The 26,310-nt window shown below is 36.7% G+C and carries 16 protein-coding genes; 15 read left to right on the top strand and 1 reads right to left on the bottom strand.

Annotated elements, in window-relative coordinates; translation table 11 throughout:
• Positions 1 to 17: 17 nt before the first annotated feature.
• On the bottom strand, positions 18 to 3,134 hold the full coding sequence (locus GUB10_RS06735) for a glycoside hydrolase family 2 TIM barrel-domain containing protein (protein ID WP_193710674.1): 3,117 nt from the start codon (positions 3,132 to 3,134) through the stop codon (positions 18 to 20).
• A gap of 268 nt (positions 3,135 to 3,402) precedes the next feature.
• Between GUB10_RS06735 and GUB10_RS06730 the strand changes: the two genes are divergently transcribed.
• The 15 genes from GUB10_RS06730 to GUB10_RS06660 all read left to right on the top strand — a co-directional run bounded on the left by GUB10_RS06730 (position 3,403) and on the right by GUB10_RS06660 (position 26,007).
• Entirely contained in the window at positions 3,403 to 6,471 is a 3,069-nt protein-coding gene (locus GUB10_RS06730) for a TonB-dependent receptor (RefSeq protein WP_227740334.1), read from the top strand.
• A 16-nt stretch (positions 6,472 to 6,487) separates the two neighbouring features.
• Positions 6,488 to 8,299: a RagB/SusD family nutrient uptake outer membrane protein gene (locus GUB10_RS06725; RefSeq protein ID WP_193710673.1), complete on the top strand. Its 1,812-nt coding sequence runs from the start codon at positions 6,488 to 6,490 to the stop codon at positions 8,297 to 8,299.
• Positions 8,300 to 8,317: 18 nt separating this feature from the next.
• Entirely contained in the window at positions 8,318 to 9,202 is an 885-nt protein-coding gene (locus tag GUB10_RS06720; protein ID WP_072881318.1) for a discoidin domain-containing protein, read from the top strand.
• Positions 9,203 to 9,487: 285 nt separating this feature from the next.
• On the top strand, positions 9,488 to 11,707 hold the full coding sequence (locus tag GUB10_RS06715) for a M60 family metallopeptidase (RefSeq protein ID WP_193710672.1): 2,220 nt from the start codon (positions 9,488 to 9,490) through the stop codon (positions 11,705 to 11,707).
• Positions 11,708 to 11,883: 176 nt separating this feature from the next.
• Entirely contained in the window at positions 11,884 to 13,479 is a 1,596-nt protein-coding gene (locus GUB10_RS06710) for a M60 family metallopeptidase (protein WP_193710671.1), read from the top strand.
• 143 nt (positions 13,480 to 13,622) lie between these two features.
• The gene (locus GUB10_RS06705; protein WP_193710670.1) at positions 13,623 to 13,823 is read left to right on the top strand and encodes a hypothetical protein; all 201 of its coding nucleotides are present in this window, start codon (positions 13,623 to 13,625) and stop codon (positions 13,821 to 13,823) included.
• Between the two features lie 157 nt (positions 13,824 to 13,980).
• Positions 13,981 to 14,391 carry a DUF4488 domain-containing protein gene (locus tag GUB10_RS06700; RefSeq protein WP_193710669.1) on the top strand — a complete coding sequence of 137 codons (411 nt, stop codon included), beginning with the start codon at positions 13,981 to 13,983 and terminating at the stop codon, positions 14,389 to 14,391.
• Positions 14,392 to 14,451: 60 nt separating this feature from the next.
• Positions 14,452 to 14,772: a hypothetical protein gene (locus GUB10_RS06695; protein ID WP_193710668.1), complete on the top strand. Its 321-nt coding sequence runs from the start codon at positions 14,452 to 14,454 to the stop codon at positions 14,770 to 14,772.
• Positions 14,773 to 14,861: 89 nt separating this feature from the next.
• Positions 14,862 to 16,631: a DUF4419 domain-containing protein gene (locus GUB10_RS06690; protein ID WP_193710667.1), complete on the top strand. Its 1,770-nt coding sequence runs from the start codon at positions 14,862 to 14,864 to the stop codon at positions 16,629 to 16,631.
• Between the two features lie 119 nt (positions 16,632 to 16,750).
• Positions 16,751 to 17,155: a hypothetical protein gene (locus GUB10_RS06685; RefSeq protein ID WP_193710666.1), complete on the top strand. Its 405-nt coding sequence runs from the start codon at positions 16,751 to 16,753 to the stop codon at positions 17,153 to 17,155.
• A gap of 196 nt (positions 17,156 to 17,351) precedes the next feature.
• Positions 17,352 to 18,950: an arylsulfatase gene (locus GUB10_RS06680; protein ID WP_193710665.1), complete on the top strand. Its 1,599-nt coding sequence runs from the start codon at positions 17,352 to 17,354 to the stop codon at positions 18,948 to 18,950.
• A 106-nt stretch (positions 18,951 to 19,056) separates the two neighbouring features.
• Entirely contained in the window at positions 19,057 to 21,687 is a 2,631-nt protein-coding gene (locus GUB10_RS06675; protein WP_193710664.1) for an alkaline phosphatase D family protein, read from the top strand.
• 36 nt (positions 21,688 to 21,723) lie between these two features.
• Positions 21,724 to 23,535 carry a DUF4091 domain-containing protein gene (locus tag GUB10_RS06670; RefSeq protein ID WP_193710663.1) on the top strand — a complete coding sequence of 604 codons (1,812 nt, stop codon included), beginning with the start codon at positions 21,724 to 21,726 and terminating at the stop codon, positions 23,533 to 23,535.
• An 11-nt stretch (positions 23,536 to 23,546) separates the two neighbouring features.
• A complete protein-coding gene (locus GUB10_RS06665; protein WP_193710662.1) occupies positions 23,547 to 24,344 on the top strand; it encodes an endonuclease/exonuclease/phosphatase family protein in 798 nt (265 codons plus the stop codon).
• A gap of 85 nt (positions 24,345 to 24,429) precedes the next feature.
• A complete protein-coding gene (locus tag GUB10_RS06660) occupies positions 24,430 to 26,007 on the top strand; it encodes an arylsulfatase (RefSeq protein WP_193710661.1) in 1,578 nt (525 codons plus the stop codon).
• Positions 26,008 to 26,310 lie beyond the last annotated feature (303 nt).

The following is a 26,310-nucleotide window of genomic DNA, read 5'->3' as shown; positions in this document are numbered from 1 at the left end:
TTTTTACTTTTTAAGGCTTACTCTATAGGAGAAATAATATACGAATACTCATAATCCTGAAAAGGAACACGGTATTGTTCCAAGGCTAAACTTCCCCAGCTATTAATTCCTGCTACCCCCATTTGTGTAAGATCTATATCCAGGTGTACCACATCATCTTTTTCTAACAAAGCAGAGTGTTCCTGATCTTTTTCAGAAGAAGGGTAAAGTTGCTCCAAAGAATATGGAAGTGCAGAAACGTTTAAAAGTTTATCTACAAAATCTATTCTAACGCCGGTGCTTCTTCCATTTGAAACTTTAGCCCACCTAACATCTGTTTTATTTCCCGACTCCTGAGGTCTTACATATGGGTGATATTGATCTTCTACCAAACCTTCATAAACTCCAACCATAGCACTATACTTTCTATCTGCATAACTTTCCCATGGCCCTCTACCATACCAACTAAAGTTCTCCAGATTTTTAGGCAATTCTAAAGAGTTTCCAACTTTCATTAAAAGTTTATGATCTCCTTTTAAAGCTTTAAAATTATTGGAAACCTTAATTTTAGCATCATCATATATTTCATAGGTTTGAGTAAACCCGGCATCGCCATCCAGCAAGTTAAAATGTACCTCTACCTCATAACCTCCTTCAGAATTTGCTTTATGGGTTATTTTTTCAACTTCTACCCCCGGTTCTTTTAGATAATCTAAATTTTGGTTTAATCTACCACCAAAATCATTATCAACTAAAGGACGAAAAAGAGAAAGCTCAGGTCCTTTTTCGATCAAAATATTTCTTTTGAACTTATAATCAAAGAACCTACCTGTATTTTTATTGAATTTAATAGAAAAACCACGTTTAGAAAGTCTCAATTCATCATCAGTTTCTTCTACCTTAAATTCAGTTGCACTTAAAGCAGGAGCCATAGAAACCGGATTAGTAACCTGGAATTCATCCTCGGCCAAAAGCGTACCCGCGCTCATTAGATTTTCTTCTGATGCAAGCCTGGCCTGCACGTGCAGCCTGTATTCGGCAGTAGTATCAGTAGGCACATTAAACCCAAGTACCACCTGGGTTTTATTACGTGGTGCCAGACTTATAGGATCAACTTTAGTAGTTTCTACAATCTCCCCATTTTTAAGTAAGTTAATTTCGTATTTAAAATTAGCTAAATCACGAAAGAAATACTTATTAAAAATCTCTATAACATTTTCTTCTTTGTTAAATTGAAAACCGATTTCCTGGTGTACTTTTCTAACTTCGTAGGCATGTGGATTCCAGGTACGATCGGGCATAATAACCCCGTTAATTAAAAAGTTATTATCACTCGGCACATCTTCCGGCCCCCAATCGCCACCGTAGCTGAAAATTTTCTTGCCATCTACTTCCTTATAAATCCCCTGGTCTACCCAGTCCCAAATATAACCGCCCTGCAAGCCGTCATATTCTTCAATTACTTCCCAATATTCTTTAAAATTCCCCATACTATTACCCATAGCATGTGCATATTCGCTCATAATATAAGGGCGATCCAATCCATTTTCAGCATAACGTTTCATGCTCATTGGGTGCGGGTATTGCGGAACGATAATATCGGTATTCCACTCGGTTGTAGAACGCTCGTATTGTACCGGCCTGGTAGGATCAAAAGCTTTTAGCCAATTATAGGCTTTATAAAAATTATAACCATTTCCTGCTTCGTTCCCCATACTCCATGCCACAACAGAAGGAAAGTTCTTATCCCGTTCTACCATTCGCTTAATCCTTAGCATATGGGCATGTTCCCATTCAGGATCATTTCCAAGCGTACGCTCAGGGTTGTAGTACATCCCGTGAGATTCAATATTTGCTTCGTCAATAACATAAAAGCCATACTCATCGCACAACTCATACCATCTGGGATCGTTTGGATAGTGAGATAACCTTACCGCATTCATGTTAAGCTCCTTCATTATTTTAATGTCGGTTAACATTTGCTCTTCAGTGACCACGTGATGTGTTTCGGGATGCGACTCATGACGATTCACTCCTTTAAACAAAACCGGTTTACCGTTTACCAAAAATTCATTTCCTACAACCTCATAAGTCTTAAAACCAACTTTTTGATTAATACTTTCAATAACATCTCCATTAGGAGCTTTTAGGCTTATATTTAAATCGTATAAATAAGGGGTTTCCGCAGACCAGGAATTAACATTTTTAAATTCTTGTTCAAAGCGTAAAATTGTTTTCCCAAGTTTTCTTTTTAAGCCAATAGCTTGTTGTGTCTCTTTATAAAGACTTAAACCATTTGCATCTTTTAACTCAACCTCAACCTTATGTTCACCTTGCTCCAGGTCTGTTCTATTCCAGAGTTCAATATCAAAGCTTAAATTTCCATCTCTATAATTGTTAACCAATCCACTTTTCACAAACAGATCATAAAAATGTACATTAGGTCGTGAATACAAGTAAACATTTCGCTGTATTCCGCTAATACGCCAAAAATCCTGCGCCTCCAGGTAACTCCCATCATGCCATCTTCTCACCTCAACCGTAATAAGGTTATCCCCGGGCTTTAGGTATTCGGTAAGTTCGAATTCTGATTCTAGCTTACTATCCTCTCCCATCCCTACATAATCACCATTCACATAAAGTTTAAATGCAGATTTCACCGCACCTAAATGAAGAAAAACCTGCTGGTCTTCCCATTCTTCCGGCAATGAAAAGTTACGACGGTAAACTCCGGCCGGTTGTTTTTCATTTTCTATAAATGGAGGGTTTGGATCGTCTACCGCAAATTCAAAAGGATGGTTTACATAAATAGGGGTTCCATATCCGTTGAATTCCCAATTGGCCGGCACCTGAAAATCGTCCCAACCGGAATCATCAAAATCTTCGTTTTGAAAATTTTCCGGAATATTATCATAATGCGCTGTCCAAAAAAACTTCCAGGTCCCATTAAGATCTAAGAAGCGATTGGAAGCCGACTTACTTCCAGATTGTGCCAGCTCCTTATTTTCAAATGAGAAATAAGAAGATCGCATAGGAAGTCTATTCTCTTCCTGATAATTTGGATTTTGAAACACATCTATCTCTTCCTTTTGTGCGGAAGCATTAGCCCCACAAAACACAGCAAGGACAATTGCAAAAAACTTTCTTTTTAACATACTTTTTAAATTTAAAAAGCAATGTTACGAAAATATTTTTATGTTTTAAGAAGATTATATTCCTAAAAAAACCTTCCTAGTCTTATAAAACCGAAGATACATTTCATTAAACAACAATACATCACCCCAACTACTACCTAAAACTATTTTTTTTTAATAATTTTTTGTTAATTAATTAATTTCAATATATTAGCACAACGTTAACGAAACATTTTATTTTCGTTATAAAAATTTATTAAACCAATAACTAACAAAATCCAAAGTAATTATGAAGAACAGCTACGTATTTGTACTTTTCTTTTGCTTAATGTTTTCAGGGGTCTATGCCCAGGAGAACATTATTGTAACAGGAACGGTACTAGATGCAAAAACGGGTATCCCCGTACCTAGTGCCAATATTATTGAGAAAGGTACTTCTAACGGAACGATGACCGATTTTGATGGAAATTATTCTATTGAAGTACCTAAGAATGCAACTTTAGAGATTAGTTTTTTAGGCTATGCCACTAAAGAAGTTAAAGTAGATGGCAGAAACGAAATCGATATCGATTTAGAAGAAGACGCCTCTGCCTTAGAAGAAGTTGTAGTAGTTGGCTATGGTACTCAGAAAAAAATAAGTGTAGTAGGTGCTATTTCCACGATAGAACCTGAAAAACTTAGAACAGCTTCTACCAATATATCTACCTCTTTAGCAGGTAATCTATCTGGAATTATAGCTGTGCAGCGTACGGGACAGCCGGGAGCTGATGCAGCTAACTTTTTTATTCGCGGTATTTCTACGTTTAGTGGAGCCCAAAACCCATTAATCTTACTGGATGGCGTAGAAATTTCCAGCGGTGATTTAAACGCTTTATCTCCTGAAATTATTGAAAGTGTTTCTGTCTTAAAAGATGCTACCGCTACGGCAGTATATGGTACACGCGGTGCTAATGGGGTTTTAATAATCACCACCAAAACAGGGAAAAATTTTGACAAACCTAGAATTTACACCAGAATACAATCTCAGGTTACTTTTCCTACTGAAACGCCAGAATTTGCCGATGGTGTAGATTATATGAGGTTATACAATGAAGCTGTAACTAATAGAAGTACTGGAGAAATTTTGTATACACAGGATAAAATTCAAGGTACAGCAGAAGGTCGGGATAAGTACCTTTACCCAAATGTAGATTGGTATGATGAAATGTTTAAAGATGCAGCCTACAACCAGGAAGCAAACGTAAACATTCAAGGTGGAGGTGAGAAGGTAGGCTATTTTATGAGTGCAACCCTAAATCGCCAAACAGGACTTCTCAAAAATTTCGACATGAATTCTTATGACAACAATATAGAAGTGCAAAAATTCACATTCCAAAATAATATAGATGCTGAACTTTCGCCAACTACAAAAGTTGCATTAAAGCTTAACACTCAGTTGCGATATTATGATGGACCATCAACAAGTGTTCAGGGAATTTACAATGGTGCCATGAATACCAACCCTGTAGATTTCCCTATGTATTTTCCCTTAGATAGTATTACAGACCCTCGTGATATTCAATACGGTGGTAAAACAGGTGGTGCGGTAAATGCCGGTTGGCCAAACCCATTTGCCGAATTAACACGCGGTTACACAAGTAATTTCCAGAGTACAGTTTTAGCCACTTTAAACGGAGAACAAAAACTAAACTTCCTATTAGATGGTCTAACACTGAAAGGTTTGGTTTCATTTAAAAATTGGGCCAATACCAACGTAGTAAGGTCTAGAGGTTACAACCAATATGAGATAGGCAACCCTCAACTATTACCAAATGGCAGCTATAATTTAGAAATGGTAGGACAACCTCAAAATCTTTCTCTGGGAACAGGTACAGGTACTTCGGGAGACAGAAGATTCTATTTCCAACCTTCTTTGGAATATTCACAGACTTTTGGTAAACATAGTGTATCAGGTTTATTATTATATAACCAAACTGAATTTGCTATTAATAATCCGGATGGCTTAATAAGCAGTTTACCTGAGAGAAGAATAGGTTATGCCGGTAGAGCAACTTATGATTTTGATAATAAATATTTATTTGAAGCCAACTTTGGTTACAATGGTTCGGAAAATTTCGCTGAAGGAAAACGTTTTGGATTTTTCCCATCTGCAGCCGTTGGCTATGTAATTAGTAACGAAGATTACTTTAGAGATTTGACCGATGTTATTAACCTCTTAAAATTAAGAGTAAGTTATGGTAAGGTAGGTAATGACAGAATTGGTGGTGCAAGATTCCCATATTTATCAGATATTGATTTAGGTGGACGAGGCTTTACGACCGGAGTTGAGCAAAACACCTCATATTCAGGTCCAGTTTACAACAAATTTGCAAATAGAAATATTACCTGGGAAACGGCTAATAAGTTAGACATTGGGTTACAAGTTGGCTTATTAAATTCTTTTTCTTTTGAAATTGATCTTTATCATGAAAAACGTGAAAACATATTCGTAGATATATCTTCTACAATACCTACAATTTTTGGTACTGCAGGAACCAATGTTTACGCAAATCTTGGGGAAGTGACTAATCAAGGTCTAGATTTCTCCTTAGACTATAATAAACAGTTCAATGAAGATTTTCGTATAAGTGCAAAAGGTACCTTTACTTACGCTCATAATAACGTTGAGTTAAATAATGAACCGCCTTTTTCTGAGTTTCCAAACTTATCTGCTGTTGGCCATCCCATAGGAACCTTATTGGGTTATGAAGCCGAAAGGCTTTTTATAGATCAGGCTGAAGTAGACGCAAGCCCGGTACAACAATTGGGAGGTTTTGTTTCAGGTGGAGATATAAAATATACTGACATAACCGGGAATGGTATTATAAATAGTGATGACAGAACGAGAATGGGGTACCCTACTACCCCAGAAATTGTTTATGGTTTAAGTACATCCCTTTATTATAAAAATTGGGACATGTCTTTTCTTTTACAGGGAGTTGAAAGAACCTCTTTCTTCGTAAGTGGTTTTCACCCATTTGGAAGCCAGGGTTTAAGAAATGTATTACAGTGGGTAGCAGACGATCATTATAGCCCTACTAATCCAGATATTTATGCAGCGTATCCTAAACTATCTAAATTAGATAACGGAAATAATACAGCTAACTCTTCATATTGGCTAAGAGATGGATCCTTCCTTAAATTACGAAGTGCAGAAATAGGTTATTCTTACAAGCAAGCACGTTTCTTTGTTAGTGGATATAACCTACTTAGATTTTCGAAATTCGACAAGTGGGATCCCGAGCAGGGAGGCGGTAGTGGTTTAAGTTACCCAACACAAACTATAGCTAACCTGGGAGTTCAATTAAGATTCAACTAATACTCAAATACGCATTATGAAAAAACCGATAATATTTTTATTAATTTTTACCTTCACCTTCTCTTTTACGGCGTGTGAAGATTATTTAGATATCGTTCCTGACGAACGACCTACTGATGAAGATGCATTTAGAAATCCTAATGCAGCTTTGGGGTATTTATACTCAATTTATGGTTATATCCCTAATCAGCGTAATTCATTCTCTATTGACTTGCTAACTGCAGATGAAGTAGTTTCTGCATTTGAACATGAAAACTGGGCGCAATTTCCCAGAGGAGAATATACCGCTTCGAACCCTGTTATTTCTTATTGGAACGATTTATATAAAGGGGTTAGGCAGGCATATATATTTAAAAATAATATAGATGGTGTAGATGGTATTGAAGAAAGTACTAAAAGCCAGTATAAAGCGGAAGCCGATTTTCTAATTGGTTACTTTCATTTTCTTTTATTAAGAATGTATGGCCCAGTAGTGATTGCAGATAAGCAATTTGATATTAATATGCCAGTTGAAGAGTATCCTTTAAGGGCTACCTACGACGAAAGTGTAGATTTTATAGCAAATAAATTAGATGAAGCAGCCCAGGGCCTTCCTATGGAACAAACTAGTTCTAGTGATTATGGAAGAGCTACCAGCGTTATCGCAAAGGCAGTAAAAGCAAGAATGTTATTATATGCTGCATCACCTTTATTCAATGGAGGTGGCGCAAATAAATCCAGTTTATTTGATGGGTTTACAGATTTGGACGGCAACCAATTAATTAGCACTTCGTATCAGGAAGATAAATGGCAAAGAGCTGCAGATGCTAATAAAGAAGCTATAGATATGGCTTTGGCTGCAGGTAATAAATTATACAGAAATAGCGATTATGACTCAGAGTTTCCGGAAGATCCAATTGAAAAAGATCTTCGTTATGTTTACGTAGATAAACAAACCGACGAATTGATTTGGGCTGAGACCAGACGTGAAGGTGTATATTATTTCCAAAACAAAAGTACACCATTTATTCCTGGAACCTCCTGGAATGGTTTGGCTCCCACTCTAACAATTTTAGAAAGTTTTTATACAGAAAATGGCCTTCCCATAGATAAAGATCCGGAATTTGATTATCAAGGTAGATATAATATAGACAGCACTGCCTTAGGTAACACTTTATCTCTTAACCTTAATAGAGAACCTCGTTTTGAGGCGTGGATTTCTTATCACAATGATTACTATGAGATAGTTCGTGGAGATAAAAAAAGAATCCTGGCTCAATATCGAAGAAATGACGATCAAGGTATTCAGGGTCGTAGCAATAACTATAGTCCTACCGGTTACTTAAACAAAAAAGGTGTTGCTCCGCTATTGGATCAAAGCCGTCTTCAGGTAAGTGTTAATTACCCCTGGCCTGTGATTAGACTCGCTGAATTATATTTAAACTATGCGGAAGCTTTAATAGAAACCGGTCAGAATTTAAATACTGCAAAAGAGTATATAGACAAGGTAAGAGTGAGGGCAGGAATTCCCACTATTGACGAAGCCTGGGCTCCAATTGGTGGCGCCAACGACCAGGAAACTCTTAGAGAAATTGTTCGCCAGGAAAGAACCATAGAACTCTATTTAGAAAATCATAGATTTTGGGATTTAAGAAGGTGGCAAGTTGCTGAAGAATATCTTGATTCGAAAGTTAAGGGAATGAATATACAGGGAGAAACAGATGAAGAATTTTTCCAGGTGACCGAGGTTAAATTTCCAAGGAATTTTAGTCAAAGAAATTATTTAATGCCTATTCCACAGGCTGAAATCAATAAAAACGAACTGTTAATTCAGAATCCTGGATACTAACATTAAAAAACAAACGTAATGAAAAAACTATTATATATTGCTTTATTGTCTCTTTTCGTAATAAGTTGCGATAAGGATGATGAAAACCTACCGGCACCGTCCAATGTGACGAATGTCTCCGCTGAACCTAGGGTTGGTGCCGCCCTGGTAAAATGGGAAATACCTTCTGATAGCGCGTTTACTTATCTAGAAGTGAGATATAAAAAGAATGGGAAAGATGTGCTTGAAAAAGTGAGTAAATTTACCGACACCTTATTGGTTGAAGGCTTAATTAATGCAGAGGAATTTAGTTTTGAAGTACAAACAGTTAATGAAACTCCAACAGCAAAAACTGATGGGCAAATTTTAACTACTGAACCCGTACGTCCCATTAAAAGGAAACCTGAAATCACTTATTTTCCAGATGATTTACAGAAACAAGAATTGATACCCGAAATTATCGATACCTACACTCAAGAGGAACGTGCAGGGCCAAAAGAAGATCTTATAGATGGAGATCCAGACACGTTTTGGCATTCTGCCTGGTCTAGTGGTGTCCAACCGTTACCACATTGGGTACAGATAAATTTTAAGGAAGAGAAAGAGATTGGTGCTGTCAAGTATAGATTTAGAAAAAATGCGGATGTATCTGGACGTCCTTCACAATTTGGTCTGGAAATTTCTTCAGATGGTGAAAATTGGGAACGTGTATGGGAGTCAAGAGAAAATTTACCCGTAGACGATAACTCTAGAGAATACAAAATTAATTTTGATGAAAATTACTCTTCTTCTTATTTTAGAGTAATGTTTTTAAAAAATGGAGGGCAAAATTATGTGCACTTAGGAGAATTATCCGTTTACAAAATGAAATCTGCTATAGTTGATAAAGAAGAAGAGGCCGAAGAAGAATATTATAACTTTTAAAGATAGAAATCAGCCAGGTTGCTCACTAGTAGCAGCCTGGCTTTTTATTTTAATAAACTTCTTTTTGTAGTTTCATTTTTTTAATGATTACTTATGTTTTACAATTCTTACATAATTTAGTTGTTGGAAATAAGTGACTTTTTTCCCCAATGGCCTATTAGGATTTCGTTTCATTTTCGATCCTAAAAAAGTTTCAGCTACATAAAATTATTTTAATAAACACTCGACTTCAAAAAAGCTGAATTCTTTTAAACCAAACATCCCCATTATCTAAAAAATTTTTACATGAAAATTATCATCAATAAATCACCTATTTTTTTTATGCTTTTTCTTTTAGTGAGCATTGGCTGCTCTGATAAAGATGAGATAGAAAAAGAAATCACAGAACCACCTATTGCAAAACCTGAGCCTCCTACAGAATACGATCCTGGAGATGCTAATAAAATTGCAAAAGATGAAAAAATTAATCCCGATAATGCTACTGCCAGTCAACACCAACCGGGAACAGATATTGATTTATCTATAGACGGTGATAAAAGTACTAATTATCACAGCCCATGGGGTAATGGCACAGAATATCCTGTTGAACTGGAATACTTTTTTAAAGAAGATACCGACCAAATAGATTATTTTATTCTTTATCCTCGTAGTGACGGAAATAATAACGGATGGATAAAAAAAGGAGTTGTTCATATCCAAAACCGTGATGAACAGGAGTACCAGGAATTTCTTGAATTTGAATTTGACAAACCAGGGAACCCCAAGATTATACGTTTCCCGGAAGGTTTTAAAGACCCTAAAAGCCTTAAAATTTCGGTAACTAAAGGAATTAATGATTTTGTAAGCCTTGCCGAAATTGAATTTTATAAAAAAAGTGCTTCTGTAGAGGAAAGCTTAAGCATTTTTGAAGATAAAGCAGCAACAAAATTAAAACCCGGTACTAGCCTTGAGGATATTGAAGCTATAGAAAATGAATTCATTAAAAACATGGCTATGGCCATTCATGAAGATGTTTATGATGAATTTAGAATAGGCGAATTTAAAAGCTACCCAGATCCCAACATAATCGCAGCCGAAAACAAGACCGTACCCTATGGAATCTACGATAATGTAACGGGTATTTATGTGAAGTGGGGTACCGAAATGGTTGTTTTTATGGACGATTTTGAGGGAGAAATAATTCTTCGTGTGGTAAACCATAATCAGGGATTTGGTGGTGAAGACCACGTGCTACAACCGGGATTAAATCGTTTTAAAGTAACCACCGAAGGGCTTGCTTATCTAATTTACCAGGATGAACAGGATTATAAAGTTAAAGCCAATTTCGCAACCGGAAAAATTAATGGTTATTACGATGTAACAAAACATACCAACGAAGACTGGCAGGAACTTATTGGAAATGCAGAATATAGCCACTTCGATATTTTAGGCGAGTTAGCCCATCTTACTTATACTACCGACGATTTACAACAAAACACTACAGATGTAGAAGAACTTATTGGTCTTTACGATGAATTGGTAGATATGGAACAGGAATTTATGGGCTTATATAAATACGACAGGGCAAATAAAACCCGTATGTACTTTAGAACCAATACCCATCAGGATATGTATATGTTTGCCACCTCATACCGCACGGAATATGCAAAAGGAACAATGGGGGCATTAACCAATCCGCAAACCCTAAAATCTTCTCCCTGGGGTCCTGCCCATGAGGTTGGTCACATAAACCAAACCAGACCCGGCTTAAAATGGTTGGGAATGACGGAGGTAACCAATAATATTCATTCGTTATACGTACAAACCAGTTGGGGTAATGGAGCCAGGATCGATGTTGAAAACCTGGGAGAATATAACAACCGCTATGAAAAAGGCTTTACCAATCTTTTAAACCAAAAAGCACATGCTGAAGAAGGCGATGTGTTTGTAAAGTTAATCCCGTTTTGGCAATTACAATTATATATGGACAATGTGCGTGGCCAGGAAGACTTTTATAAAGATGTTTACGAAATGGTTCGTGTAGAAGAAAATCAGCCAAATCCCGGCGCCAGTCAGGTTGAATTCGTTAAGATAGCTTCAGATGTTGCCAAATTAGACCTTACCGAATTCTTTAAGGCCTGGGGTTTTCTTACTCCCGGTAGTTTTGACCTAAACGATTACGGGCAAGGGAATCTTACCGTTACCCAACAAATGGCCGATGATGTTATAGCCTATGTAAAGTCTAAAGGATATCCAGAACCCAGCGAAGCTGTGGAGTATATTCACGATCAAAGTGTAGATTTATACAAAAGTTCCGGCAGCCTATCACCCGGCAGTATTAGTGTTTCCGGCACAGATATTAGTATTTCGGGGGCCAATAACGCTACGGTTTTTCAACAAGAAAGAAACGGAGAGATAATTTATACTTCTCCCAGGACGTCATTTAGTGTTAAGTCTTATGACGATGAAGATAAATTCTATGCTGTAGGAGTTGATGGACAACGAGAAGAAATACAGTTAAATTAAAATTTGTATTCATGTTTAAATAGTTAGCCTTAAAAACCCTGAAGCATACATTATGAGTTTCGGGGTTTTTTATTTACTATTAGAAAACATAGAAAACTTCTCTTTACCTCTAATCTTTCATTTTTTTAAACTACAAATTATTATCACGGAAGCACCTAAAAATAATTAATACAAACATGAAAAAACAGTTAATTTCAATTCTAATTGCTACTTTTCTTATAGTATCGGCACATGGTCAATCAGCTAGCGAAATAGCCTCTATATATAAGGATCTCTCTGTATTTGAAACCCCCATGGCCCTTTCTTTAAGAAAGAAGGTTAAAAAACGGGATATTGCCAATATTAAAAATGATCTATTACGAGAAACAGCCAGTAAGTTATATTCCAAAAACTACGACCCCAATTTTCGTATGGCCAATTATAAAGCCTACCTCTCCCCTACTGTTTTAGGGCAGGAATTAATGATAGGAGACGGCTATAGCAAGTATGAAAATATTACAGGTATTTATATGCCTAAAGGGAAGCAACTTGTACTGGTCGATGGAATTCGCGAGGATTCTGAAGTGGGATTAGTGATCGTAAACTGGAACCGCCGTGCGCCGGAAGGCATAGATCCAACTAAAGACCCGGCGGGATGGGGTATTGAAAAAAAAGAATTCCCACTTCAAAATGGAGCTAACATAATAAACCTAACAGAATTTGATGGCCTTGCCTATATAGATTATTTCTCTGACGAGCCCGAAAAAGAAAAGCAAATACAAGTTCATTTCCCAGCTGCCCAGGTAAATGGCTATTTTGACAGCACTACCGATAGTGATGCCGATTGGAATGCGCTGGTAGACGACGCTGTTTACCCCATAGTAGATGCTCGTGGAAAACATATCCAAATTGCCTACCCGGCAGCAGCCATAAAGAAGTATGCCTATAATAAAGGAATGGAATTGATAAATAATTACGATTCCCTGGTATATAGACAACATCGCATTTTGGGATTGATTAAATATAACAAAGTTCCCAAAAACCGCATTTTAGCACGAGTAAATTATAATTACTATATGTTTAGAGATGGTGATGGAGTAGCATATATGGGTACAGATCCCGGTAACGCAATGCCTATGGTGGTAGATCCAGACCGGGTGATAAAGGGCGATCCCTGCTGGGGCTTTAGCCATGAGGTTGGCCATGTACACCAGTTGCGTCCATATTTAAATTGGGGAGGCCTGGGAGAAGTAAGCAACAATATTTTCTCCTTATATGTAACCACCTCTTTTGGGAATGAAAGTAGAATTTCCAAACAAAACAATTATGTGAAATCTCGCGAAAGTATTATTGAAGGTAATATTAGCTATTTGCAAGATGAAGATGTTTTTAATAGAGTAGTTCCATTTTGGCAATTGCAACTCTATTTCGCGGGTATGGGCGAAAACCCAGACTTCTATCCTGATCTTTTTGAAGCTTTTCGCCAACAAGGAAAGGAAGTGCGTGAGAAGGGACGAGGATCTCGGCATTCTGGTGGCTGGGGTGCCAGAGGTAATAATCCTGCTGAATATCAACTTAATTTTGTTAAAACAGCCTCTAAAGTTAGCAAGACAGACCTAACCGATTTCTTTGATAAATATGGATTTTTCTACGTAGGGGAATTTGATTATAACGACTACGGAAATTACAGCTATAAAATGACCCAGAAAATGGTAGACCAATGCAAGGCCGAAATTAAGGCTATGAACCTACCGAAGCCAAAAATAGATATTAGTACTTTAAAAGATGAATAATAAAAGAAAGTAATGCTAATTGGATTAGTATTGCTTTCTTTTCGTCCTATAAATCAGATCCATTTCTTAAAACTGATAAAAATATTGCAGCACCAATCTCTGAAATTAAAACATTAACAGAATGCCGGAAAATTGATTATAAATTGACAGGAAATCCTTCAACTGAATCAAAAGAAGGACCTTTAAGCACTATAAAAGTAGAACTTTTTAATGTTAGTAAGCCTATTGAAGATTATAAATCGTTTGGAAAAAGCTGTGCGAAAATAATCTCTAAGGCTTCAGAAAAAACTAAAAATTATAGTAAAGTTTGGATTTCATTCATAAGCAATGATGAAAAGAAATAAACAACGTAATTGGAATTGATATTAATTTTTCTAAAGAAGTGAGAAACTTCGTTTACGATTCATCAACTTTATAAAATCAAACTCACTCAAAAAAACCATAATTCAAATAAATTACAAGATGAAAAATCTTTTTATACTATTAATCCTGACCTCTTCCATGTTAGCACATGCACAAGTTGAACAAACTCAAATCCCAGAATCAGAATCTATTGTTGGAATCTGGAGGCAAACGGGAATAATACATCCAAAGAATGGAGAATTGATACCAGTATTATCTGGAAATTATAAATTAATTAATCCAGACAGGACATTTTTCACCTTTGTAACCTGGGGAACAAAAGACCCAAAAAAAGGTACAACTATTGGGCAATATGGCACTTATGAAATAAAAACTGATAGCACTTTAGTAGAAAGTGTTATAAAACATTCAATGGATCCCAAATTAAATGGAAGTCGTGGAACGCTTCGGTATGAATTGAAAAATGAAAAAACATTAATGATGGCCTGGAAAAATAATATGGGAAATTGGGTTAATGAAGAATGGACACGTTTACCATTATCCAGATAAAATACGAATCAAACAATTGATTATAAACCAGTTATAGTTCATCAAAATTCCATATTAATTATGAATCAAAATTCACAAGCATGCGAAGCGGAAAATGATCCTCAAAGGCAAACTATAGTTGTAAACCCAAGACAAAATAACTCCAACGGCGCGGGAACTGCAGGTTTTGTCTTAGCTTTAATTGCTTTATTTCTTGGATGGATTCCACTTCTAGGTTGGGTTTTATGGCTACTCGGCTTGATTTTGTCTTTTGTTGGATTGTTCAACAAACCCAATGGCCTGGCCATTGCCGGGCTTATAATATCACTAATAGGTGTGGTATTATTGATTTTCCTCTTTGCGGGCCTGGCAATATTTGGAAGTCTAATGTCATTTAATTAATACCACAAGATGGATCAATTAAAGTATATGAATAAATCCCTGCCATTTTGGAACTAGCGATTGTTCATTTAAACAAAAAACCCGACCACATGAAGCACCTTATAAAAATCTTGTTGATCTACTTTCCGCTTACACTCTTTGCACAAGAAGGGATAACTTTTGAGGTAGAAGAGCTGTCAAAACCAGATAAGCTCTTGCGGGTACAATCTTATAATAGTATTTATAAGAATCTAATCCTAAAAGATGCAGACCTTGGCAAATGGCACCTGGAAAAGCACTCAATTGATTTTGAGTACCAAATCGTGGCAAAAAGTGCAGCACCGGACAGCCTGGTGAATTATGGTTACAATTCTTTTTTTAATGGGATGTACGCTGCTTATGCAGACCACCGACCTTTTGTATTGTCACCAGATATGGTTTGGTTGCTGATTAGCCAGGGATTTGCACGACACGTCAATGCCAATCCTGAGCTCTTGAGGAAACATTTTGTTGATTTTTCGGGGAAACTTAGCCTGGTAGTAGAATCAGAAGACGGCCTGACCTCAGATGCCAAAAAATGGGAAGCTATTTTTCCCAAATTTACTTCACAAATAGCCGAACATACCGGAGAAGAACTCATCAGTATCCTGACATCAGATTTTTCAACTACTACATCGATTGAAAGAGTAGCTTCTGAAATCACCATCATGGAAGCTATGGAGCCTTATTTCGAGTTTGTACATATGCTGGTGGTATGCGGTATTCCTAAAATCACTTTAGAAGGAACTCCTGAAGATTGGCAAAAAATACTTGATAAGACCAGAAAACTGGAAGAATACAATTTAAAATGGTGGACCGGGGAGCTTGAACCTCTGCTTCAGGAATTTGTAAGAGCTTCAAATGGGGATGTAGACAAAAACTTCTGGAGAAATATGTTTAAGTATCACTCCCAGGAAAAATATGGTGCTCCAAATATTATTGATGGTTGGATTGTGAAATTCTTTCCTTACAACAAAGATGGGAAACGAAACAATTTAAAAGAGTTGAAAGGAGGAGAAAGCTTACCCGAAGAAATGGTAAAAGTCGATTTAAAATTTATTGAAGTGAATGGCGGCCACACAGAAGAAAACATGTTGGAATTGTGGGGCGGCTTCATAGGCCTGGAACAAAATTCCGAAAACTTTGCACTCAAACCCAGGATCAGTTGGATGATAAGGAAAAAAGATGTTGACCAGGAGGGATTACAGAAAAAGTTAGCTATCCAGAATATCCCCTCAGAGGTTAGAGGTTCAGGCATCAACCTAAAGATTATTGAAGTGCCGGAAATTTTAAAAAAGTTTGATGAAATATATACTTTAAGCCTTGAATTCAAAGAAGAAGTGCATATTCCAAATTGGCTTAAAGATATTCGATTAGGCCATTTAAAGATAAAAGGTACAATATCAACACCCGAAAAAGATAAAATACTACAATGGTTTCCACAAACTAAAGTGGAGATCAATGAACAGATAAACGGAAAAAAAGTCAATAAGGGAATTACCGTTATACCGTTTAAAGTCCCCAAAAAATCAGAGAAAAATGACGCCGTTGTAGAACATGAAATAGAAAACAGTACAACAGCTTCCCCGAAAGACTACAAAATTATAACTAAAGGCTGGTTCTCTGTAAGAGATACAATTCCTGAAAGCCTTAAAAATCTAGATGAAATTTGGGTTTTAGAGGTTTTGAATACTAATAAAATAAAAATTCCAGATTGGTTAAAGAATTTAAAAATAGAAAACCTCTCATTTGTAAATAAAATCTCCTCCAAAAACATAAAAAAACTTAAGAACCTATTACCGGAAACAAAAATTTATGTCGCCCGTGTTCGAGTGCCATGATAGAGAAATAGCCTTCGAATTTCACTACAATATGGTTCATAAATTCTTTAATAAATAAGCTAATAGCAATTAGTATAAAATATAAAAACATTTTAATGAGATCGTTCAAAATCCTTCTATTGGCAATAAGCTTAGCCATTTCTTTTACATTTTGTGTAAATAGTGAGTCACAAAATAATAGTAAAAGAGATTATACTAGTGTCGAATTACTTGGAAAATGGGTTCCGGTAAGTTCAAATATATCATTAAATAAGAAAGGTGCTAAAATTGAATCAATACATCTACTTAAAGATTCTAAGGCAAAGATTCAATTAATCAATTCTACAGGTGAAAGAATTTTAAAAGGAACCTGGCAAAACGGAATTGAAAAAAAATTGAAAAACTCCAAATTAGTTTTCAAATCTGATATTGAAATAACCTATTATCCCAATAAACAAAATAAAAATATACTACTGTTAAAGCTATCCCGGGAAAATAATAATTTAATTATGAGTGGAAACCAATTAGAATTTAAAAAAGAGTAAGCCCTTACAAAATTGATAATATAAATACATTTACCATTGAAGCTCTACAAATGATTTTAATAAAGAACGATAAACCTATTTGGGTTCTTATGCTAGTATTCCTAAACAAAATCGCTGGTATTACATTATATCTATTAAGCCCTCAGTTAACCCATTTGTATTAAAAATACTGGAATAAAAATCATTTAATAATTCTATGAAAACTAAAATTTTAAGATTAATCATCAGTAGTACCTGGGCACTCGTCCTTTTTAATGTCCTGGTGATTCAGGCTCAAAATAGTAAATTACAGAATGTTAATAAACCCAATGTAATTTATATCATGGCCGATGATTTAGGGGAGGGACTACTCTCCTATTACGGTCAAGAACATTTTACAACACCTAATATAGATAAGCTGGCTGAAAAAGGGGTTGTTTTTAATAATTCATATTCCAGTACTTTTTGCGCCCCTTCAAGGGCTACTTTTCTTACCGGATATAATGACTGCCGGGAAGATAAATATGTATTCACTTCCGGGAAAGGATATAAAGAATCTGCAACCGATGCAACCAAAGACGAATCAATTCAAAAAGCAATCAATTCCGCTATTGGTAAAGAGCCAGATGTTGTGTATCTACCTCAAATTTTTAAAGAAGCAGATTATGTTACAGGGCAAATAGGCAAATTAGACTATGGTTTTTTAACCACTGCCAAACAAATGGATAATCATGGATGGGATTACCATTATGGCTACTACGATCATACCCAGGCGCACGGATTTTATCCCATGTTTTTACATGAAAATGGTAAACGAATCTCCATCCCGGGAAACACCCACCCGGATGCCGCAAAAACCGGAGAATCTGGATCTGATGAATCTCAGGAAAGAGACCGTTGGGACCTAAATGGAAAAACCGTCTATTCACAAGACCTGTTCTTAAATAAAATGTTGAAGTTTATTAGAGATAATAAAGAGAAACCTTTCTTTTTATATCATTCAACACAACTCCCTCACGGCCCTGTAGCCATACCCGCTATTCATCCCGAGGTAGCCTTTAATGATTCACTTACCCAAATAGAAAAAGCCTACGCATCTATGGTAAAAAGATTAGACGATGACTTAGGGGTTATTTTAAATGAGCTGGAAGCCCTGGGAATCGCAAATAATACAATGATCGTATTTTCATCAGATAATGGCCATGAACTTTATTATAATTACGAAGGAAGAACAGCAAAGCCATATAAAAACATAAAAACCGATGAGCCTTTTAACAATATTACCGATAAATTCTATAGTGAAATTGGAGGCGATGTTTTTAATGGCAATAAAGGTCAGGCAGGCCTTAAACGCAGTAATTGGAATGGTGGCGTTAAAGTACCATTATTTTTCTATTGGCCAGAAAAATTAAAATCGGGTACAGAATCTCAAAAGCTTGTTGCCAACTACGATTTTATGACAACAATGGCAGATATGCTTGATGTTAAACTTAAAGAAAACAAAGATGGCGTTTCTTATCTTAATGAGTTAATGCCTGGCAATCCAGGGAAAGCTGAAGAACATAATTCTATAGCCTTTGCTTCTTTTATGGGACCCGCTTTAATTACAAAAGACGGATGGAAGCTTAGATACTTTGCTCCCAAAAAAATATTCCAATTATATTATCTCCCTGATAACTTTAAGGAAACTAAAGACCTTGCAAAACAGTATCCTGAAAAAGTAGAAGCTTTAAAAGCAGAGTTGATTCAAAAATGTGATGGAGACTTAATAAATGGTTCTATAAGCTATGGTAGGAACTTCAACTTTGTAAGATAATGCATCTACAATTCATCTTAGCCTACAAATAACTTAAAAATCAAACAATCTCACACAACCTTTAGGTTCCACAAAACATTATAAAAAAAGCATTAAATCAATTATCATGGATCGCAGAAAATATATAAAGACCATTTCTTTAGGAGCTATAGCGCCCGCTTTTATCCCAGGCGCCCTAAATTTAGAAAAAATTTGGGGTAGGCCACAAGAGGTTTTATTCAGAAGTAATTGGGAGAATTGGCCAGACATAAAATGGGTTGGTCCTGAATACTGGGGAAACAGACTACAGGATTGGCAATTAAAAGATGCTAAAGCAATCTGTAGGGTAAAAGAAAAAAACCGTAGTCTACACCTATTAACTTTACAAAAACCTGATACCCCGGAAACATTTCAAACCCAGGTTAACATTCATTTACCTGAAGCCGGATTTCAAATGGGGGAAGGCTCTTGTATAGGAATGCGATTGGGCGCTAAAGGTCGTTTTGAAGATTACCGCTCTTCAGCAGTTTTTGGGCAGGGTGTCGATATTGGTCTTTCCGCCGATGGTGATATTAAAGTGGGAGATACTTTAATCCCCACCTCATTAGAATCCTGGCCTAAAGAACTAAACCTGAAAATAAAAGCCTTAGCTCAAAATAATAAGTACCTTTTAGAAATTACACTTAAAGATTTAGCCACCGGCAATAAACTTTTTTCTGATAAAAGTACAAACTTGCCTTCACAATCGCTGGCAGGTAATTTTGCTCTTCTGTCGCATATTGAAAGTACAGAAAGTACTTCTGAAGACTTTGTGGCTTTTGCAGATTGGGAGATTTCTTCTGAAAAACTTCAATCAAAAAAAACTCAGTTATTTGGCCCTATTTGTTTTGCACAATATACACTTCACAATCAGAAATTAAAGCTAACGGCCCAGTGTACTCCTTTTGAAGCTATTGACGGGCACCAAGTATACCTGGATTTTTTTAAAGACGGACAATGGCAAAGGGAGCAATCTACAAAATTACCTGAAGTTGGAAGTAGTTTTAAAGCTTCCAGCCGTGCCATAAATTTTGTAGTCCCAAAATGGGAGTTTAAGGAAGCTATACCTTATCGCGTAGTAGCCGAAATTCCCTTAAAAAGTGAAACGATTAGATATGAATACAAAGGAACAATTGCCCGGGAGCCTAAACAAAAAGAAGAAGTAAAAGCGGCTGTTTTTAGCTGCAATTTTGATTATGGTTTTCCCGATAATGATGTGGTAAGCAATATGGGGCTTTTAAATCCGGATATTATAATGTTTTTGGGAGATCAATTTTATGAAGGCACCGGAGGCTTTGGTGCTACCTATAACGGAAACCTGGAGGAAACCAGCCTGGATTATCTTAGAAAATGGTATATGTTTGGGTGGTCCTATCGCGAGCTATTTAGGCACAAGCCCTGTGCAATAATACCCGACGACCATGATGTTTATCATGGAAATGTTTGGGGTGAAAGTGGAAAAAATGCCGATACCAGTAAAAACTTTGGAGCTGCTGCCCAGGATTCGGGAGGTTATAAAATGCCGGCAGATTGGGTAAATATGATCCAGTTTACCCAAACCAGCCACCTTCCAGATCCATTTGATCCCACACCGGTAAAGCAAGGTATAAATGTTTATTATACACATTGGAATTATGGCGGAATTAGCTTTGCCATATTGGAAGATCGTAAATTTAAATCGGCTCCAAAAAATGTACTCCCCAAAGAAGCAAAAGTGTGGAACGGCTTTATTACCAATCCCGATTTTGATATAAAAAAGCATAAAAATATAGAAGCTGAATTACTTGGCAAACGTCAGCACAAATTTTTAGAAGATTGGGTTGAGGATTGGGAAAATGGTGCAGAAATGAAAGCTGTCTTATCTCAAACCAACTTTGCTACGGTTGCTACACTACCTAAAAATGAATTGACCGATCAGGTAGTACCATCGCTTGCTATTCCTGAAAAAGGGAAATATGTAGAAGGTGATGACTTTACGGTAGATATGGACAGTAATGGTTGGCCGGCCAACAAACGGGATGAAGCTATTACAATTATTAGAAAGGCTTTTGCCTTTCATATTGCGGGAGACCAACATTTGGGATCATTCATTCAATATGGAGTACAAAATCACGGAGATAGCGGCTATGCCTTTGCCGGGCCTGCCTTAAATAATATTTGGCCCAGAAGATTTTGGCCGCCTGTAGATTTCTCTAAACATACTTTTAAAAAACCTTCCTACACCGGCGATTTTATTGATGGTTTTGGAAATAAATTAAGTGTGCTAGCCGTCGCCAATCCGCATAAAAGCACACAAGAACCTAAAATCCTTAGTCAACGGGCAACCGGTTATGGCCTGGTTACTTTTAATAAAGAAAAAAGGACTATTAAAACTGAATGTTGGCCGCGACTTGTTAAACCAACACCCGAAAATCAAAATCCCGGATGGCCAATTACCATTTCCCAGCAAGATAATTATGCTAGAAAAGCTATAGCCTGGTTACCCGAATTGAGATTTAAAACCAACCTAAAACCGGTAATTTCAGTATTTAATGATAAAAATGAATTGATCTATTCCATTAAAATAAATACTAAAAATTTTAAACCCAAAGTTTTTGAAAAAGGAACTTATACCGTAAAAATCTTCTTTTCGAAAGAAATTAAAAGCAAAATTTTTAAAAATATGGTAGCTAAGGAAAATAATACTACTTTTAAACAAATAAATACTTACAAATCTTAAATTAGGCTAAAACTTAGCATATTAAAAAAATTAAGCATGAAATCATTAAATCCTGTCTTTTTACTGAGCTTTATTTTCCTATCAGGAAGCTTGTTTTCCCAGGTGCCGGAAGGTGTTACCCACTCAGGTCAAAATACCGGACAGAAAAAATTCCCCTTAGGTTCTTATACCGAATTAGACAACCCCACCTCTACTCCACTTCAGGAATGGAAAAAAAACAACAAAACCATAGTTGGCTGGGGAGATACCAATAAACGTTATAAAAAAGAAGAGCCTGTTTCAAAAAATACACTTTCCAAAAAAATAGAGCTACAAGCCTGGAGAGGCGAGAAGGTTTCTGCACAATGGGTTGTTTCTGCCGGAAAAAAAGATCTGGATATTTCAGTAGAACTTTCAGATTTACAACATAAATCGACAAAAAGCCGTATTTCAAAAGATAATATGGAAAGCGCATTTGTACGCTATGTTTTAACCGATGAACTTAATAAAGACAGAAAAGGAGCCTGCGGACATCGAAATCCCGCCAACTTCGATTCTACCCTTGTAGCTGATGTGATAGATCATATAAACCCTAATTTAGAAGTAGAGAAAAATACTAGCAGACCGGGGTGGCTGTCTATAAAAGTACCGGAAAATGTAAGTCCCGGTTTGTATTCCGGAACTATAAAAATACGCTCTGCATCAAAAACAATTCAAAAACTTCCAATTTCAATAAATGTAAGTGAGCGCGTGTTGCCCAAACCAAAAGATTGGAATTTTCATTTAGATCTTTGGCAGAACCCCTATGCAGTAGCGCGCTATTATCAAACCAATTTATGGAGTAAGGCACATTTTGATGCCCTTAAAAAAGAAATGACTCCTTATGCCAATGCAGGAGGTAAATCTATAACCGCCAGTATTATTGACCGTCCCTGGGATGGCCAAACCCACGATCCTTTTAATTCTATGGTGCGCTGGACCAAAAAAATGAATGGGGAATGGGTGTTTAATTTTGATGTGTTTGATAAATGGGTGGAGTTTATGATGAATCTTGGTGTAACCAAACAAATTAATGCTTATACCATGATTCCCTGGAAACTTACCTTTGCTTATTTTGATGAAGCTTCCAATAAAACCCAATATCTGGAAACCCAACCCGGTGAGGAACTGTATGAAGAAGTTTGGGTAGCCATGTTATCTTCTTTTTCAAAGCATTTAAAACAAAAAGGCTGGTTTGAAAAAACCTATATCGCGATGGACGAACGCCCTATGGAAACCATGCAGGAAACTATTAAAGTGATTCATAAAGCCGATAAAAATTTTAAAATCTCTTTTGCCGGTGCCAAACATCCTGAACTATATCCTTATGTAGATGATTATTGCCTTAGTATGGAAAGCAGTTTTGCGCCCGAAGTTTTGAAACAAAGAAAGGAATCGGGCAAAATTTCAACCTTTTATACAAGTTGCAGTCATACCGCACCTAACAGTTTTACTTTTAGCGGCCCCGCTGAAACCGAATGGTACGCCTGGTATGCATCGGCCAGTAATTTAGATGGATTCTTACGTTGGGCTTATAATAGCTGGGTATTAGAACCACTACTAGACAGCAGGTTTACTACCTGGGCCGCCGGGGATACCTATTTTATTTACCCTGAAGGAAGAAGTTCTTTGCGATTTGAAAAACTACTGGCGGGAATTCAGTCTTTTGAAAAACTACAGATTCTTAGAGATGAGTTTAAAAAGAACAACAATATAGCGGCCTTAAAAAAACTTGAAGAGATCGAATCTCAATTTACTTTAGAGCATCTTGAAACGGCATCAGCTTCAGAAATTATAAAACAGGCCCGGAAAAAACTTCATTCTCTGTAAAATCATATTCCATGAAAATTAAAATTTTATTTTTAAGCCTGGCTTTATGCTTGTTTAGTGTAGTTAATGGAACTGCACAGAAGGAAAAAAGTACCGAAGTTCGCGTACTTACCTATAACATTCTTCACGGTGCCAATACCAACGGGAATTTTGATCTGGATATTATTGCCGATTTAATCAAAAAAACAAATCCAGATCTTGTTGCCTTGCAGGAAGTAGACTTTAAAACCAACAGGGTAAACAAAAGGGATATCCTTAGCGAGCTTGCCGTTAAAACAGGATTAACTCCTGTATTTATAAAAGCAATGGATTATGATGGCGGTGAATACGGGGAAGGGCTGTTGTCCCGCACTTCATTTATTAAAACCGAAAATGTAAGTCTGCCCCATGCACCTCAAAACGAACCAAAGGCGGCGGGACTTGCCACTCTGGTAACAACTACCGGAGATACCATACAGTTTATTGCCACCCATTTTGACCATTTGGAAGAAGGTAAAGACAGGCTAAAACAAGCCCGGGCCATCCATAAGCTAACCGATAAACTGGAGTATCCAGCAGTACTCGCAGGCGATTTGAACGACATACCTGGAAGCCCAACCATAAATTTATTGGAAGAAAAGTGGCAGGCCTCTTACGATAAAAAAAGTGCTGTCCCCACCTATCCTTCAAACAAGCCAAATATAAAAATTGATTATGTTATGTTTTACCCAAAACATCACTGGGAACTTGTTGAAACCAAAGTAATTCAGGATAGCATTGCATCCGATCATAATGCGGTATTAAGCGTTTTAAAGCTGCTAAACCCCTAATTATATATCAAGCCGAATCGATTTTTTTAATATTTAAATTCCAATTTCATTTAATTGGCAACCATTAAATCATAAAATCCCAAATATGAAACTACTTCGTAAAGCCGGTATTCTGCCTCTTATAATTCTTAGCTTTTTTTCCTGTGCCAACAAGCAAGAAAAAAAGAGCGATAAAGAAAATGAAAACATCAAACCCAATATTATTTATATCCTGGCAGATGATCTTGGTTATGGCGAATTAGGGATCTATGGACAGGAAAAAATTGAAACCCCAAACATAGATGCCCTGGCTAAAAACGGGATGATGTTTACCCAACATTATACGAGCGCCCCGGTTTGTGCCCCTGCACGCTATATGTTACTTACAGGAAAACATTCGGGAAATGCTTATATACGTGGAAATGACGAATGGAGGGAGCGTGGTAAAGTCTGGGATTATAGAGCGGTGATCCAGGACTCTACCCTGGAAGGCCAACGCCCAGTTCCGGAGAATACCGTTTTGTTTCCCAAATTACTGCAAAAAGAAGGCTACCGCACCGGAATAGCAGGGAAATGGGGATTAGGTGCTCCACACACAAATTCTATCCCCACAAAAATGGGCTTTGATTTTTTCTACGGATATAACGACCAGCGTCAGGCGCATACCTACTACCCGGTTCACCTGTACAAAAATGAAAACCGCGTTCACCTAAATAACGATACCATTGCACCCAACACTAAACTGCCGGTGGGGGCCAATCCGATAGATCCAAATAGTTATAAAAACTACAGTCTAAATGAGTATACCCCGGATTTAATATATGATGCTATGAGTAGTTTTATTAACGAAAATAAAGACAAACCTTTCTTTTTCTATTGGGCTACTCCCATCCCTCACGCTCCCCTTCAGGCACCCAAACGCTGGGTAGATTATTATGTTGAAAAATTTGGGGATGAAAAACCATATCTTGGAGAGAAAGGGTATTTCCCGGTTCGTTATCCGCGTGCCACCTATGCGGCTATGGTTTCTTATTTAGATGAAAATGTTGGTAAACTAGTAGACCAATTAAAAGAAGAAGGTATTTACGAAAACACAATGATTATTTTCACTTCCGATAATGGCCCCACTTTTAATGGAGGCTCAGACTCCCCCTGGTTTAACAGTGCCAAACCTTTTAAAAGCAAATACGGCTACGGAAAAGGTTTTGTTAATGAAGGAGGTATTCGTGTACCTATGATAGCTTCCTGGCCAGGACATATTAAACCGGGAACAAAAACAGATCATATTTCAGCTCAATATGATGTACTGGCTACCCTTGCAGATCTCACCGGTTTCCCTAAACCCAAGGATACAGATGGTATTAGTTTTCTACCTACACTGCTGGGAGAAAAAGATCTACAGGAAGAACACGAATTTCTGTTTTGGGAATTTCCTGAATATGGCGGGCAAGTTGCGATACGAATAAATGATTGGAAGGTAATTAGAAAAAACCTCAATAACAATGAAGAACCTAGCCTGGAGCTATATAATTTAGAGGAAGATCCTGCTGAAACCACTAACCTGGCTGACCTCCATCCTGAAATTATACAAAAAGCAGCCGATATTTTTAAAGAAGCACACCAAAATGCCGAAGTAGAACGGTTTCGGATTCCGGCCGTCGAAAACGGATTACTTTCCGAGTAAACTATCTCGGGGTATTACAGCCTTTGGCCGTGCCAATTAAAATGTGAGAGATCTACATTATGATCTCTCACATTTTTTACACTATAATCATCAGGTGTAATTTTATAAGAAATTACTTTTAATATAAATAATTAAAGCTTTCAAAAAAGCTATCATTTTAAAGCTTTAAACACTGTTATCTTCAAAATCAAAAGCTACATATCTTCAAATTTGAATATAACTACTTTGCATATTCAAAGCTTAAAATCACATTCCTAAAAGTACGATACCAACAAAATTAAGTACTTAAAACACTACCAATGA

Origin of the sequence: Salegentibacter sp. BLCTC (assembly GCF_015143665.1) — a bacterium.
Classification (GTDB): Bacteria; Bacteroidota; Bacteroidia; order Flavobacteriales; family Flavobacteriaceae; genus Salegentibacter; species Salegentibacter maritimus.
This window is presented reverse-complemented; position numbering and strand designations above follow the sequence as displayed.

Excerpts from the sequence above, each read along its gene's own strand:
- GUB10_RS06735 (WP_193710674.1), bottom strand. The coding sequence starts at position 3,134 with ATGTTAAAAAGAAAGTTTTTTGCAATTGTCCTTGCTGTGTTTTGTGGG.
- GUB10_RS06730 (WP_227740334.1), top strand. The coding sequence starts at position 3,403 with ATGAAGAACAGCTACGTATTTGTACTTTTCTTTTGCTTAATGTTTTCA.
- GUB10_RS06725 (WP_193710673.1), top strand. The coding sequence starts at position 6,488 with ATGAAAAAACCGATAATATTTTTATTAATTTTTACCTTCACCTTCTCT.
- GUB10_RS06720 (WP_072881318.1), top strand. The coding sequence starts at position 8,318 with ATGAAAAAACTATTATATATTGCTTTATTGTCTCTTTTCGTAATAAGT.
- GUB10_RS06715 (WP_193710672.1), top strand. The coding sequence starts at position 9,488 with ATGAAAATTATCATCAATAAATCACCTATTTTTTTTATGCTTTTTCTT.
- GUB10_RS06710 (WP_193710671.1), top strand. The coding sequence starts at position 11,884 with ATGAAAAAACAGTTAATTTCAATTCTAATTGCTACTTTTCTTATAGTA.
- GUB10_RS06700 (WP_193710669.1), top strand. The coding sequence starts at position 13,981 with ATGTTAGCACATGCACAAGTTGAACAAACTCAAATCCCAGAATCAGAA.
- GUB10_RS06695 (WP_193710668.1), top strand. The coding sequence starts at position 14,452 with ATGAATCAAAATTCACAAGCATGCGAAGCGGAAAATGATCCTCAAAGG.
- GUB10_RS06690 (WP_193710667.1), top strand. The coding sequence starts at position 14,862 with ATGAAGCACCTTATAAAAATCTTGTTGATCTACTTTCCGCTTACACTC.
- GUB10_RS06680 (WP_193710665.1), top strand. The coding sequence starts at position 17,352 with ATGAAAACTAAAATTTTAAGATTAATCATCAGTAGTACCTGGGCACTC.
- GUB10_RS06675 (WP_193710664.1), top strand. The coding sequence starts at position 19,057 with ATGGATCGCAGAAAATATATAAAGACCATTTCTTTAGGAGCTATAGCG.
- GUB10_RS06670 (WP_193710663.1), top strand. The coding sequence starts at position 21,724 with ATGAAATCATTAAATCCTGTCTTTTTACTGAGCTTTATTTTCCTATCA.
- GUB10_RS06665 (WP_193710662.1), top strand. The coding sequence starts at position 23,547 with ATGAAAATTAAAATTTTATTTTTAAGCCTGGCTTTATGCTTGTTTAGT.
- GUB10_RS06660 (WP_193710661.1), top strand. The coding sequence starts at position 24,430 with ATGAAACTACTTCGTAAAGCCGGTATTCTGCCTCTTATAATTCTTAGC.